The organism is Planococcus sp. 107-1 (assembly GCF_021513255.1).
Classification (GTDB): Bacteria; Bacillota; Bacilli; order Bacillales_A; family Planococcaceae; genus Planococcus.
The window spans coordinates 1,103,559-1,117,993 of the sequence record NZ_CP090977.1; the positions used below are offsets into that span (position 1 = coordinate 1,103,559).

A 14,435-nucleotide genomic window follows, 5' to 3' on the forward strand; every position below is an offset into this window, starting at 1 on the left:
CTTCGATAAATTAGAAATGAAAAAAATATAATTGATTGAGGGGTATAAAAAAAAGAGAAGTTAGTGTGTTGGAAAGTAAAATAAGACCATCTACATTTGAGATTCCAAATGTTGATGGTCTTATGGTTTTTCTTCATCAGACGGGGTCTTTATTAATAATTCATATATTCAACAAATAGATTTAATGTATCATCCATGATTTTATCGGTATGATGAATGTACGTTTTTGTTGTAGTATCTCTACCGGAATGTCCTAATCGTTGTTGAATACCTACCAAGCTTGCTCCTGCTTCAGTTAATAAAGTGGGATGTGTATGTCTAAACCCATGAGGTGACAGGTAAGGTAAACTATATTTTTCTTGAATGTTTCGTCCCCATTTCCATGTAAGAGAGGGCTGAATAAGGTGATTTTTTGTGTTTGGGAAAACGAGTTGATTGCTGTTGTCCTTCTCAACATTGTTGGGAATTTTTACTTGTTCTTTTTGCCAAACTTTTAAAAGTTCTAATGTATTTGAATCTATTTTAATGGCACGAGTTTCTCCGGTTTTTGTTTCACTAAAACTCAATTTCATATTCTCGTCTGTAGAAATTGCCTTGTATACATAAATTTCTTTTTCTTCAAAGTCTACATCACACCAATGAAGAGCTAAACACTCGCTTTTTCGCATACCTGTATATGCTAAAAGACGATAAAAAGCATGAATCATGGTATTTCCTTCATTTTTTACAGCTTCTAAAAAATGAATTAATTCGCCACGTGAGTAGTATTTATTCCCATTTGATGATTTTTTTTGTTTAGGAGTTTCTACTAATTTGAAAGGGTTAGTTTGAATATAACCTAGTTTAATTGCATAAGTCATTACACTTGAAGCGTATGAAATTACGCTTTTAAAGCGTTCAAACTTTTCAACCCAGTAGTATGAATAATTTTCGCAGATAGCAAAATTAATTTTATCAATTCTAAGGTTTCCTATGGCAGGTAATATGTGATTTTGAAACAGTCTTGTAGTTTTAAAAAAAGTCGATGGCTTTACTTTTTTTCTATAGTTTACTTTCCATGCCTCATAGACCTCTTCATAAGTTATATATTGCTGCTTTTTATATGTGCCTTCTCTATAAGCATTCTTTAAGCGATCATATATAGTTTGGGCTTCTCTTGTGGTTTTAAATGTCCGTCGAGTTGTGCTTACTTCTTTTCCGGTAAGAGGATCCACCCCAAGATATATTTTGAACATGTAACGAATATCTCCGTTTTTGAGTTTGTATGGTTTAATTGCTGGGTTAGTGTGCATTATTCTTTCTCCTTCTAATTAATAACTATATTCTTTTAAAAAATTATCAATATCGGTTTTTGAAACTCTTTTTTACGCCATTGATTTCGGAAATCTTCAATCCGCAATCACGGAACTTAATGAACGTGTTGTAACAAACATTGGCATAATCTGCGCCTTCTTTAAGTGACATCCATTCTCTAAACGGTGCTTTTTTAAGAATTTCCTTTAAAACCTCTTCTAACATTTCTTTTACTTCGGTTTGTTGCATTGTTTTCTCTCCTTTGTAGTATTAAGTTTTTTGTTTTGGATAAAGTTGATTACTTCAAGGCGTTATACATCATAGACTATAAATCCTAGTATTTTAAGAGCAAAATTAATTTTTTTATTCATAATTCAATTTGTATATAAAATAATTTGGTAATGCCCTATAAAAAAATTTGCCTGTAAGTTAAAGTCTGATTTGCACTCTTTTTGTTTTTCTTGAAGTAAGCATAGATACTATAGCAGTGGATATTAGCCGTTCGAATACTTTTTCGTTTTTTGATTGAAATAATTTTTTTGATTTTGTCTGATGCTTAATAAACGCTTGATTTTAGTGGAATTAGAAGAGGAAGAAAAGATATGTCGTTTCAGAATGAGAATAGAATTAGGATAGATGCTACCTAGCTCGTATTTCAGAGAATTGATTAAGAAGAGGAATTTAAAGAAAGCGGGAGCTGGAGGAGATAATTAATAGAATTCTTAGAGCTACAGTTCGTTGTATTGTCATTCAAAGAATTTAGATAGGATTTGATGTTAAATATTCTGGATTTTTAATGAAGTGTGGTTCTAAATTATAATTCTCTTCGGAGAATGCATGTAATAGGAGGGTTATGAAAAAGTTCGATAAGAGTGATTAGAAACAGTGTATTTTGTATTTGAGAAATGGGTCAGTGATCATTATTATGTCTGTAAGCGATTAAATTTTTGTGGGCTTTGCATGAGTCATGAGTCTCTGCAGCTCTACAGGCATGATTTCTATGTAACCGGGCGCAGTGGTAAGCGTTTCACACCCTACAAGGATTATCATGGTCGCTACTCCTAATAAGATCGAAGAGTCGAATTTAATCAGAAGATTTATCTTTTTTTGAGTTGACTAGTGACTAATATTTCAATTGCTGTAAGCAAAATAGAAAAAAGCATCAATTAATGATGCTTTTTAATGTACAAATATTGTGCCGAGTTGCATTGGTCCGAAACTTAAATAACCAGCTAAAAGAATTGCGATAATAATAGTGAAATTAATAAATAGTTTGTTCAATCTGCCAAAGAGTATATAGCAAATAATAATTAGAGTAACGGCCATCCCTCCGAAAATCAATATAGGAGATATAGCCATTAAGATTTCACTTTCTTGTCCTTCTAAAAAATTCAAAATTGTAATCCTCCATGGTTTTGGTTTTTATTCAGCTGATAACCATACTGAACAAGAAATGTTATTCTAATTTCTTATAGGTATTGGTCTTAGCGCTTTGTGTAATGTAAGTGAAAGGGAGTTTTAGAACTGTTGGTAGTAACTGTGTTGTAAATGTAGTTATAACTGCTTAGATTAAGGATTCATTTTATATCTTCAATTAAAAAATACATAATTTATGCTTGTTTAAAATCTTTTAGGTAATGCTTATTGATTTTTAAAAGAACTTTACTGAGATCACCTTTGGACTCGATGGATATAAGTTCAGAATTAATCTCAGGAAACTTACTGAAGAATTTTGATTCTTTCTTAGATTCAAAAACTATTGTTGCTTCTTTAGTAATCTTCATAAAAGCTTCATTTCTTAAATTAGTAAGTAAAGTCTTCCACTTTTTGTGATTTTGAGTTAAACGCTGATAATTAACAAGGTAGGCTGGGTTCACTTTATTAAGCGCGGTTAAATCATATTGATAATAGTTGACCATATTTGAAGCTTCCTCAATTCCAATACTGAAGCTCTCAAGATCTGAAGAAGTTGTTATGAGTATTTTACGTGTGTTCTCATATTTAAGTTCCAATTCTTTTTTATTGCTAAGTGCTTTTCTAGATGAATCTATTACGTAGTTTTCAGCACCCCTAGCGCCTTTCAATGCAAGAGTAGCAGCCACTTCTTTTACGACTTTTTCTCCTAATTTTTTTGTTGTATCATTTTTAATTATATTGATACCTTGTTGTGTGGCTTTAGCAATAAAACTCATCTTACTTCCCCCTTATAAAAAATGAATAGTATGTGTAGGACTATTAAGAAAATAATATCATTGTGAGTATTTTAATGTAAGTAGTTGGAAAGGAAAATATAAAGTTGGAAATGATAGAAAAGTATCGAAAGTTTAATAGTCATTATTTTAAGACTCCTGGCTGGTCAGAGAAGTTATTAAGAGTGCGGAAATTACGATTATCGCGCTCTTTTTTTATCTGGTTAAATTACGAGTGTAAAGATATGCATCTTTAATTTATTCTGAAATTTCTCAACAAAAAATGGTTATTTCTTGATAAAATAATAAATGAAGGAAAATGGAAATGAGGGCTATATATGTGGGCAGATAATGAAACAGCAGTTGATTTTTTAGGATTTAAAGTTCACTCCGATTTAATAAGATCTGTTGTAACAGATCAAAATCTATTACCTACTACGATTGGTTTATTTGGAGATTGGGGCAGTGGCAAGACTAGTATTATGAAAATGCTCGAACATGATTTAGATTCTGAAAATTATGATGAACAATCGGATAAAGAAAAATATGAAAAGATTTTATGTATCTATTTTAATGGATGGTTATTTGAAGGATATGACGATGCTAAAGCAGCAATTTTAACTTCAATATTAACGCAAATTGCTGAGAAAAAAAGTTAAGCGCAAAAATGCGTGAGAAAATAAGCGGTCTTATACAGTCGGTGAATTGGATGAGACTTGCAAAAAGCAGTATGAAAGAAATTGGTATACCAGCATTATCAGCTTATTTAACTGGCGGTGCTAGCTTACTTCCAACTGCAATTTCGAAAGCAAAATCAATGCTACCTAGTGAAAATGAAGAAGGCAATATAGGAGAAGATATTCAAACCGAACCAGAATTACTTACAGATCGACTATTAAACGAGAGGTCACCTGATTCTATTCATATGGATGTTCGAACTTTTAGAGAACGTTTTTCTGAGTTATTAGACGAATGTAAAATCGATTCTTTAGTTGTGTTGATTGATGATTTAGATAGATGCTCACCTGAAAGAATAATCGAAAATTTAGAGGCAATTAAATTATTTTTGAATGTACCTAATACTTCATTTGTTATTGGAGCAGATCCACGGATTGTAAGACACGCAATTCAAGTTCGATATAACTCTGTTGAATTTGAAAAAAATGAAAGTAATAGATTTTCTTCTGAAGCACTGATTAATGATTATTTAGAAAAATTAATACAAATTCCATACTATATTCCTCGTTTATCTCCAGCTGAAGTAGAATCGTACATGGCACTATTGTTCTGTAATAAAGACATTGTAGATACGGAAATGTTTAACTCCGTGTTTACACATTGCAATGAGCAAAGATTAAAGAATAGATATGCTACATTCGGATATTCTTCAGTAAATGCCGTTTTCGAAAAACAAGGTTTAACAGTGCCTGAAGTATTATCTAATAGTCTTAATTTTTGTTCATCAATTTCTCAATTAATTACCGAGGGGTTAAATGGTAATCCACGTCAAATAAAAAGATTTTTAAATGCCTATACACTTAGAAAAAAATTGGCAGAAGTCGCATCTTTAGAGGAAGTTAAAGATGACATATTAGTAAAATTAATGGTATTGGAATATTCGCATCCGAGAGAATTCAGGCAATTATTCGAGTGGCAAGCATCACAGGAAGGATTGCCTGAACAAATAAAATTACTAGAAACAGCTTTGTTACAAAATCCTGAGAAAGCAGAGGAAGTAGAAAAAATAGATCAGAACTGGTCGACTTCATTTATGAAAAAATGGATATCAATGGAACCATTTCTTACGGATATAGATTTACGGGATTATTTCTGGGTTGCACGCGATAAATTAGCTTCTACATTTAGCGGGCTATCCATGGTTTCACCTATAGTAAGAATAACTCTTAAAGATCTTACATCTGGCATATCTGGAAAGCAAAATCAAGCTGTATCTGCTATCAAGGAATTTTCTGAACAAGAAAGGGTTTCGTTACTAGATATTTTATCCACTAATGTACTAAGAAATCCTGATCAAACAACCTTATATAAAGGTTTAAGATCGCTAGTTGAAAATGATATTGAAGGAAGTGCGTCTACTTATTTTAGAGTAATGGAAGAGTGCAATCACGAATTAGCACCAGCTAGCGAAGGTATCGAAATTCTAACATTAATGAATAAAAAACCAAATTTAAAATCTGAACTTGAAGCGTTAGTTGTTGTTATAAAAGAAAAGCTAGATACTCGTATTGGTCAAGCTCTTATAGCTGCTGAAGGGAGAAAAAAATAAAGTGGGTACTTCGACAGGATATGATGCTCCAACAACTCCGCAGTGGAGTGACTTGAAAAGTGATATTACAAGGTTAGCTCGCGACGGGAAACCTAATACCGAACAATCTCGGGAAGTTATTAGAAAATATATTAATTCGAACGGCGGTAGTAAAAATATAAGTCAAGGGAAAGGAGTAGTAAGCAGCAATTCTGCTCAAAGGACCGCGAGCAAAATATCCGGATTCCTTTTTGATGTAAGGCAATACGGTTTCGAAGAAGCTCTGCATCGATTAAATGTAAAATCTTATAAAGGAATGAATACATTAGAGTTCACATTAACTTTGACTGACTTTCTTAGCGAATCAGCAACATCTTTAGACGATGCTGATTCGAGAAATGCCCTTTCAAGGTTAATGGAGGAATTATTTAATGAAGCTGCTGATGTAGAAGAATTGAATAGCGTATTGGAGCAGAAGTTAGAGGAGTTTGATATAGAAGGAATTCTTATCAAATTTTTCAGCTACTATTTATACGAGCAATTTTGTCGCGTTTTTTATGAAAGACTGGTAACAAGAGTTGGAGACATCAAAGCTGAATCCTTCCTTTCAGGTATTTATGATTATATTATATCTGAAGTGCATTTATTAAATTCTGAAGATTCTCTAACCTCAACTGATTGGGGATCAATTGATCTTAATGAAACTAGTAGTGATATCTTGAATAGGACTTTAACGATTTATGGAGGATAAAATGGAATTTAAAATTCAAGTAACCTCAAGTGAAAATCAGAGAAATGGAATAAAGGATGTTAAAATTACTAATGACAAATTAAGTAACGAGGTAGAATTAGATATTAACTTCACTAAGTTACTAAAATTTAATAATACTGTTTCTCCGGTTCTTAAAGACTTTTTATTTTTTTCTGCGATTATCTATTCGATTGATAAATCTATAAGCAGAAGAAAGTTTAAAGACAATTGGACTAGAGATTTAAACGTTGAAATACCCTTAATAAATTTTGAAATATATAATTCAGTAAAAATGGAAATCGAAAATGCAGTGTCTTTTTTAACAGGTGATAATTGGAGTTTTAACTTTATTGAATTAGAGGAAGATGTTTTTATCGAGGTTAAAGGGATTGAACTAGACAGCTCCTACCCAAAACACACAAGTTTATTTTCTGGTGGACTTGATTCATTGATTGGAGTAATTAATTGGTTAGAAGAAAATCAAGGAGAAAGCCTAGCTTTAGTAGGTCATTATGATAGGCACATAACTCAACCGAAAACAGATCAAGACTTACTATTTGATTTAATAAAACAGGAATATGGAAATAGGATTGATTTGGTACAAGTTAGAGTAGGGCAATTTCATGGAGGCGAGGAAACTTCACTAAGAAGTCGATCTCTTTTGTTTATCGCTTTGGGACTGTTTGTTAGTAATAGTGTTTCTAAAACTGGTTCTTTAATGATTCCGGAAAATGGAGTTATTGCACTTAATGTACCGTTAACACCTTCTAGAAGAGGCTCTTGCAGTACTAGGACAGCACATCCTTTCTTTTTATTGAGCATCCAAGATATATTGATTAAGCTGAACGTAGAAAATAAATTAGAAAATCCTTTAAGATTTAATACTAAAGGTGAAGCGGTAGCTAACTGTGTGAACCAACGTTTACTAAACGAGTGTATTCAATATAGTGTGTCTTGCGGTAAACGTGGACATACTGCAACATGGCAAAATAGAACTGCAAAAGGATGTGGCAGGTGCGTGCCTTGTATTTATAGACGCGCGGCACTTCATACTATAAATGCAGATAATGAATTATATGGTGTTGATATATGTTCAGATAGAATAGATATTGATTCACACGGTGAATCAGAACAAGACTTAAGAGCATTTCTTTCATTTTTAAGAAAAAAATATACGGCGGATGATATTTCTAAGATTCTACTATCGAACGGAAAAATAGCATTCGATGAACTATTCGTTTATTCGAAAATGGTCCATAGAGCAATGGAAGAATTGAAAATTTTACTCAAAGATAAAGGAAATCAAAAAATAAATGAAAAATCAGGAATATTCTAAAAAGAGTTTAATTGTTGATTCTCATTGTCACATTGATTTATATAAAAACCCTCATAAAACTTGTGAAGCAATTGTTCGGGACAATATCAAGACTATAGCCGTCACAAATTTACCGAGCCATTTTGAAATTGGTTACCCACATATATTGAAATATAAAAATATACGGCTAGCTTTAGGATTTCATCCATTGCATATACAAGATTTAGAAAATGAAATTAAAATTTTTGAAAGAAGTTTAGATAAAACTTCTTATATTGGAGAAATTGGCTTAGATTTCACAAAAAAAGGACAAGAAAGTAAGGAACTACAAATTAATGTTTTTGACTTTATATTAAATAAGATGAGTTCAAATCCAAAGTTTATCACCATTCATTCTAGAAGAGCAGAACGAGTAGTGTTAGAAATGTTAGATAAATATAAAATGTATCCATGTATCTTCCATTGGTATACAGGTCCACTGAGTCTTATTGATGAAATTATTAAATCTGGTCATTATTTTTCAATAAATCCTTCTATGGTTGTAAGTATAAATGGTATTAAAATAATTAATAGAATTCCTAAAGAAAGGATATTAACAGAAACAGACGGCCCATTTGGAAAAGTTAATGATGAAGTAATTCTTCCAAGAGATGTAAGAATTGTGATAAAGTACTTGTCGGAAATATGGGGAACTCCCTTTGAAGAAACGGAAAGAATAATATACTCGAATTTTAGTGAATTATTAAAACCAATCAAAAAGATGAGAAGTCTTTAAAAAGTTTTTTATTGAATTTAAAATTTATTTAATATGGGGTATCTAAAAGGGAGTGTGAAAATAGCCATTATCACACTCCTTTTGTTAGGGAATAGCAAAGTCTACATAAGGGCGAATGGTGTTTTCGAAGATACTGTTATAGATTTAAGAAAGACTTATAAGTATAGTTGCGGTTAAAATGAATATTTCTAAAAAATTAGCCGCATTATAAATAAAGAAGAAGGCAACGTAACAAACGTTGCTTTTTTTATATGCTCAAACAGCAGAACAATAAAATATCACATACTATATATTAATCATTAGATATTCAATACAGTGATAAGCATGGGATTTGAAAAAGAATTTCCTTTGCATGGTTCATCTCTTGCTCCAGTGAAAAAGAATTAAGGTGATTTAGATATAAACCCAAACGAATTATTGAAACCTAATTAGAAATTGAGATCGAAATTAATAAGATAGTTCATTGTCTCACTAAAGTCACGTGTCCGAAACGTTGATATAACAGAGATTTCTATAAAAAAATCTTTGAATTGTGACAAAAGTTGAAAAAGGATATATTGTTTCATACAGTCATTTATATAGATAGTAAGCTTGAATAAGAAAACTTTTATATACCTCTGAAAAGATGTCAAAAAGTCACATAACAGAAGAAAAAGCCAGTCATACCAAGCGATAGCAACCTAAGAAGCTTGTGACAGAGCCAACTTTTCTTAAAATATATTTTTTGTTTGTCACAAAAAAAGCCAGATTGACCGCTTTGAGCGGAGTCAATCTGGACTTATCATTTTTCAGCGAATATTTTCATTTCCATTGGTAGATCTGGATGATTCAAATCGAAAGTCCAGCATCTGTATTGAGTAGTGTTTATGCGTGTACGTTCAGAACCCATGTAATAACTTTGAGACTTTAAATCTTCAGTGACTGCTTTATAGCCGCTATAGTGTTTTTCATTTCCTTTCCACTTTGAGTAAACTCCCCATGTCATGGCCGGAGCGATGTATAATATATTTTCCTCAATTCGATAATGCGACTGGTTTAGCCCTCCAGTTTGCTCGTTTACTAAGACAGCTAAATCTTCTAAAAACGTAGATAAGTGATTTGTGCCATCTGCATGTTTCTGTGATTTAATCATTTCGATTTTTACATCAGCAACCAATTTTTCAAATTGATCTTGGTTGCAGAAATTCGTCTGCAGGTTTTCATCTAACCATTCTGTAAAGGTTAATGCTCCAGCCAGAAGTATGGCATAATTTTTCTGTATCCGACTTGTAATATCAGGTGTATCCTCCAACTGAGTAAGCACCTGATCATAATTTTGAAGCAAATTACTTCTCCATTGATGTGAAGTTCTCATGAAATATTGTCCAATCCAATGGAGGATATGCTGATTCTTTTCGAGTGATTTAAAGGCAGCTCGGTCATGGTGGATATGCAGGGAATTCATTTGAATAAGGCGTGTTGTGATTGCTCCATCAGTTGTTCTATTTTCTCCGCCAAATACCAAAGTGCCACGCACTAAATAATGAATTATTTTGTCGATATCGACTGCACCACGTTCGAGTGCTGTCCTCATGAAAATTGTATTCAGGATTTCACGAAACTTGGTGAAAAAATCATTTGCAGCCCGGCTACCAGGTTTCTGTTCCGCTTCGTCATATCCAATCGGCAGATGAGAATACCAGCTAATCATTTTGCGTAAACCATCTAAACTTGGTGGTGGAGGCAATTTGGAATCAATGCCGGCAAAAGCAAACAAACTTCTCATAATTTCTGTTTTCCCCGTATTTCGCCATCCATAAGCATTAATAAATGGAAATTGCTTTGTTTTCTCAGCTATATACGAGACTTGAAAAGTAGAAGTAACGAACCCAATATTGAGCCAACCATAAACGCCGTATAATTTAATATAGTTCTGGATTAATGTAGTAATTTTCTCAGTAGTAGGTTTTGTACTAATATGATTGACGGGTAATTCGAAAGCAGCGTTTTTTTTAATTAAGTAGCTTTTATAAGGAGTCTTTATAATACCCGCTTCATTAGGAAAATATACTTCACCTTTAAGATAAGCATGAGTCTGAAAAAACCATCCTTCTTCGGAAGTATTCCATCCGATATAGTCAATTTCAACGATGGTTTCTGTTTTATATCCCATTAATAATTCTGTTAGTTCTTCTAAGTCACGAGGTGATCCTTTCCAAATGAAATCGCCTGAACTTAGTAAAAGCTCTTTAAATAAACGAGGATTCGATCTTGTTGCAGCGTCCATTATTATAGTTTGGTTTTCCTTCTTATTCACAATTTTCACTACTAACTTAATCTCTTTATTGTCAGCTATAATGCGATAAAGCGGAAGAATAAGAAAATTGGAGATGCGAACTTGGGATCTTTTCGGACCTTTAAGGACATAGTAATACTTATTAATAACATTTATAAAGACTTGCTGTTCCGAGGGGAATTCCAAATTATAATCCAAAAGCAAGTCGCTTAGTTCCTTCTCCTCCTCAGCTTCTTTTAAAGTTTCCATAACTTCAATAAGTAATGGGTGATTCTCATCGGCTTCGGACAATCTGCTTTTATTATTTACTTTCTCCTCATCGGAAAGAGCGTTAGTACTTTCTGTATTCGTAATCATTATTTAACTTTCCTTTCTCTTTGAAATCTTGTATCGCCTTAAGTAAAGAACAATCAATAATAAATAGATTTATTCGATGAAATTATAAATTTAAGTGAGACATAGAAAATTAAATCCCTTTTGTAGAGAATAAAAGAATAATTTCTTAGTAAGGCGAAAATCATTATATATATTGATTTCTATATTTCTACCTTATTAGAATTATTTTTAATAAAAAGAAGTAATATTAAAAATTTATGAAATCAAGGGTTAAGTTAAATGTATTGAAGAATAATAAAGAATTTTATGCAGCCGAAACTATATGCTGTATCTATAAATGACAATACAAGAATCATTAACTCCTAACCTAACTACCGGTGGAAGTGGTTTGATATGGTACCTTTCAAAGGTAACCCTTAATGGTAACGAATATAAAAAAAGCTTAAAATATATGGATTTATAAACCACATTATTTACAGATTGCTAACAATATCCCCTTTAATGGTTACTATAAAAATACCTTTCATCTAAAGCTTTTGAGATAATTACTAGTCTTAAAAGAATAATCTTCCTAGAGGGTTCTACTACGAGGTTCCGTTGTAGGTTCCATTATTGGTAACCATAAGAAATATTGTTTTTTCGAAAAATGAAATGTCTAGTTTTAATTTTTTCTTAAAAGATCCAAAGGGTTCGAAAGAGATAACTTAGCAAGTAAAATAAAGATATATAAATTTATTTTTATCTTTTTATAAGCAGACTATGAATTTCTGCAGTGTATCCCAATAATAGAGTGTCTTTTGGACATAGTTTTCAACTAAAAATATTTGAACAGTAGTGAACGAATTTTACTTATAAAATAATCAAGCCCACGGGCCAGGGAGAGTAAGTGTATAAAACATACACCTCACTTAATTCTGGATCGTGGGCTTTTTATATAGATTTTTAAAAATATATGGGAGGAAAAAAAGGTTAGAATCTGCATTAACTTTTTATAACAATAGCAGACGGAAAGTAGGCATCCGAAAAAGCCAATCGCTAAGGATAAGCGGTTTAAAAACATATCCTAATTAACTCTGAAAAATGTTTGCTCATGGAAGTCTGAGCGAACGACTGTACCCAAGGACGATAATGGTCAGTATAAAATGCAATACCAGCAGAGGCTAAATTGCTTGCCTCTTTAAATATAGAGTGGACTTCTAGAGGGAGTTTTAATTTTTATGTCACACCTTATGAGAGACATAAGGTTAAGGGGCAGTCCAAATACGTTTATTAAGTTATTAAGAAAGGATAAGGGTATGAGCAGAAAAACAAGAAGTAGTATCGTATTTCAAATATCACAAGCAATTACAGAAATAAATCAGATAGGAATCTCAAAGAAAGAGGCCAGGAGAAAAGGCGAGGAGGGCATACATTCCATTAAACAAATTAAGGAAACGTTATCAGCCGCTCAAAACTTTGGAAAATGGATACGGGATGAGTATGGAGTACGGAGTATTTACAACTTAACGGAAGAGCATTACCGCTCCTATTTAATACATTTAATTGAATTAAAAAGGTCAGCTGGACATCGGCAAAATGTAGAAACGGCTTTACGACATCTGCAAAAAGGTATGGCAATCAGAAGTGACCGCTTAGGACTGAAACAAACAATCTTTGTGCCAACCGCTCGACTAACAGATTGGAGGCAATTGAAGAAAGCAGAGGACCGTAGTTATACACAGGAAGAGTTTGAAATGATTCTTTCGCATGTATCTGATAATGTAGGCGATGCAATTCTCTTGCAGCGTTACATTGGATTAAGAGTGCGGGGAAGCATGTAACGTATGCGTAAAACATTTTATTTTAGACGAAGAAGGAAATTATTCGCTGAGAATTAAGAATGAAGAGGCTAAAGGGATTACAAAAGGGGGAAGATACAGAAACGCATCAGTACCTTTATTTTTTCAAATTGAACTGAAAAGAATGTTAGTAAGTAAAGCAGCCGATGATCCCTTAATAGATGTCAAAGTCTCTACAGTACGTAAAGGCGTTAACAGAGCATGTCAAAAAGCTGGGATTAATCAACGCGGAAGGGGAACTCATGGGTTTAGGCATTTGTTTTGTCGAGATCGATTAATGCTTATGCTTGAAGAGAATCAGATACTAAAGCAGGGAATTGCCATGCTCGAAAGAATTATGGCTAATCGAGATAAAGGTCGAAAAGCTGATTATGGGATTTTAAGTAATACTGATAAAAAGATTTACAGTCAGTTGAAAGGAGCAATTGACTCGATCCATGAAGAGATTGGCCATGGTGAAGATCGCTGGGATCTCGCTGAAAGGTATTTAAGAATATAGAAATAGTATAAAAGGAGAAGTTTCAATATGAATGAAGAAAAATTAACGATAGAAATTAAAAGACTGCAAAAACAGGTGCAAGAGCTGCAAGGAAAGGTTGGAAAATGGAGGCGTATGGCTCAGGAAAAGGCCCCATATAATGAATTCTTCAAGGAGCGGCATGACAATAATGTTCATTACATCTATATAAGTGTGCGTGATATTCCCAAAGATTATCCTCTCCATGATGCACAGAGACACATGTTTTCTACAATTATTCCAGCCTACCCTGAATATCGATATTACGGATGCTATAAAACGACAAAACAAGGCTGGGTTTGTATTTTATCAAGATATGACGATGATGTTGAGTTATTCTACGAAGCCGCTCTCTACAGATAATTAAATATTATTAGCAATTACAATGAGGTAGTAACTAATTTAGAAAAAAATCTAATCATAGCGACTTTAAAGAATTAGTCACTCATTTCCAGCTCTTCAACTTCTTTAATAAGCTCATTAGGCAGAACTTCTAATGTTTTAGCTAAAGTGAAAATCGTGCTGATAGTTGGTTGTCGCAGGCCCCTCTCTAACATACTGATATACGTTCGATCTAAATTCGCTTTGAGAGCCAGCTGTTCTTGAGATAGTAATTTCAATTTACGATGACGCTTTAAAACAATTCCAAAAGCAACTTCTAATTTCATAAACAGACTCCTTTTTAAACGTCGACTCTTTTAGGTTACCTATAATGGTAACCAATAGCCGTAACTAATGGTCTAAAAAAAGAGACATATAGTCTACGGACTATAGTCGTCAAAAAGAGAGCGATATGGTATTATGAATACTATAGTCATAGTTGTTTAGAAAGAAACAATTTACTGTTGCCTTCTGTACAACTAAATTAAGAAGTGGAGGA

The 14,435-nt window shown here is 32.8% G+C and carries 13 protein-coding genes; 8 read left to right on the top strand and 5 right to left on the bottom strand.

The genetic code is table 11. The features are described from left to right. Positions 1-152 precede the first annotated feature (152 nt). The 3 genes from L0M13_RS05850 to L0M13_RS05860 all read right to left on the bottom strand — a co-directional run bounded on the left by L0M13_RS05850 (position 153) and on the right by L0M13_RS05860 (position 3,485). Entirely contained in the window at positions 153-1,292 is a 1,140-nt protein-coding gene (locus L0M13_RS05850; protein WP_235198704.1) for a tyrosine-type recombinase/integrase, read from the bottom strand. A 46-nt stretch (positions 1,293-1,338) separates the two neighbouring features. Beyond that, complete coding sequence (locus L0M13_RS05855; RefSeq protein WP_235198705.1) at positions 1,339-1,542, bottom strand: DNA-binding protein; 204 nt, start codon at positions 1,540-1,542, stop codon at positions 1,339-1,341. 1,361 nt (positions 1,543-2,903) lie between these two features. Continuing rightward, positions 2,904-3,485, bottom strand: a complete 582-nt coding sequence (locus L0M13_RS05860; RefSeq protein WP_235198706.1) for a hypothetical protein — start codon at positions 3,483-3,485, stop codon at positions 2,904-2,906. Positions 3,486-3,820: 335 nt separating this feature from the next. Between L0M13_RS05860 and L0M13_RS05865 the strand changes: the two genes are divergently transcribed. From L0M13_RS05865 to qatD, 5 genes are read left to right on the top strand one after another with little or no spacing between them, the layout of a single operon-like run. Next, positions 3,821-4,141 carry a P-loop NTPase fold protein gene (locus L0M13_RS05865; protein ID WP_235198707.1) on the top strand — a complete coding sequence of 107 codons (321 nt, stop codon included), beginning with the start codon at positions 3,821-3,823 and terminating at the stop codon, positions 4,139-4,141. A gap of 50 nt (positions 4,142-4,191) precedes the next feature. Continuing rightward, complete coding sequence (locus L0M13_RS05870; protein ID WP_235198708.1) at positions 4,192-5,769, top strand: KAP family P-loop NTPase fold protein; 1,578 nt, start codon at positions 4,192-4,194, stop codon at positions 5,767-5,769. 1 nt (position 5,770) lies between these two features. After that, on the top strand, positions 5,771-6,499 hold the full coding sequence (locus L0M13_RS05875) for a hypothetical protein (RefSeq protein ID WP_235198709.1): 729 nt from the start codon (positions 5,771-5,773) through the stop codon (positions 6,497-6,499). 1 nt (position 6,500) lies between these two features. Beyond that, a complete protein-coding gene (gene qatC, locus L0M13_RS05880) occupies positions 6,501-7,835 on the top strand; it encodes a Qat anti-phage system QueC-like protein QatC (RefSeq protein ID WP_235198710.1) in 1,335 nt (444 codons plus the stop codon). Continuing rightward, a complete protein-coding gene (qatD, locus tag L0M13_RS05885) occupies positions 7,813-8,589 on the top strand; it encodes a Qat anti-phage system TatD family nuclease QatD (protein WP_235198711.1) in 777 nt (258 codons plus the stop codon). Before qatC ends, qatD begins: the two co-directional genes overlap by 23 nt. Before the next feature lie 781 nt (positions 8,590-9,370). On the opposite strand, the gene L0M13_RS05890 is transcribed toward qatD, so the two are convergent. After that, positions 9,371-11,221, bottom strand: coding sequence for a hypothetical protein (locus L0M13_RS05890; RefSeq protein ID WP_235198712.1), 1,851 nt, complete (start codon positions 11,219-11,221; stop codon positions 9,371-9,373). A 1,274-nt stretch (positions 11,222-12,495) separates the two neighbouring features. Here L0M13_RS05890 and L0M13_RS05895 point away from each other — a divergent pair. The 3 genes from L0M13_RS05895 to L0M13_RS05905 all read left to right on the top strand — a co-directional run bounded on the left by L0M13_RS05895 (position 12,496) and on the right by L0M13_RS05905 (position 13,918). Beyond that, a complete protein-coding gene (locus L0M13_RS05895) occupies positions 12,496-13,020 on the top strand; it encodes a hypothetical protein (protein ID WP_235198713.1) in 525 nt (174 codons plus the stop codon). 142 nt (positions 13,021-13,162) lie between these two features. Then, on the top strand, positions 13,163-13,537 hold the full coding sequence (locus tag L0M13_RS05900) for a hypothetical protein (protein ID WP_235198714.1): 375 nt from the start codon (positions 13,163-13,165) through the stop codon (positions 13,535-13,537). Between the two features lie 27 nt (positions 13,538-13,564). Continuing rightward, a complete protein-coding gene (locus L0M13_RS05905) occupies positions 13,565-13,918 on the top strand; it encodes a hypothetical protein (RefSeq protein WP_235198715.1) in 354 nt (117 codons plus the stop codon). Positions 13,919-13,992: 74 nt separating this feature from the next. Here the strand turns inward: L0M13_RS05905 and L0M13_RS05910 are convergent, their stop codons facing one another. Then, the gene (locus L0M13_RS05910) at positions 13,993-14,223 is read right to left on the bottom strand and encodes a helix-turn-helix domain-containing protein (RefSeq protein ID WP_235198716.1); all 231 of its coding nucleotides are present in this window, start codon (positions 14,221-14,223) and stop codon (positions 13,993-13,995) included. Positions 14,224-14,435 lie beyond the last annotated feature (212 nt).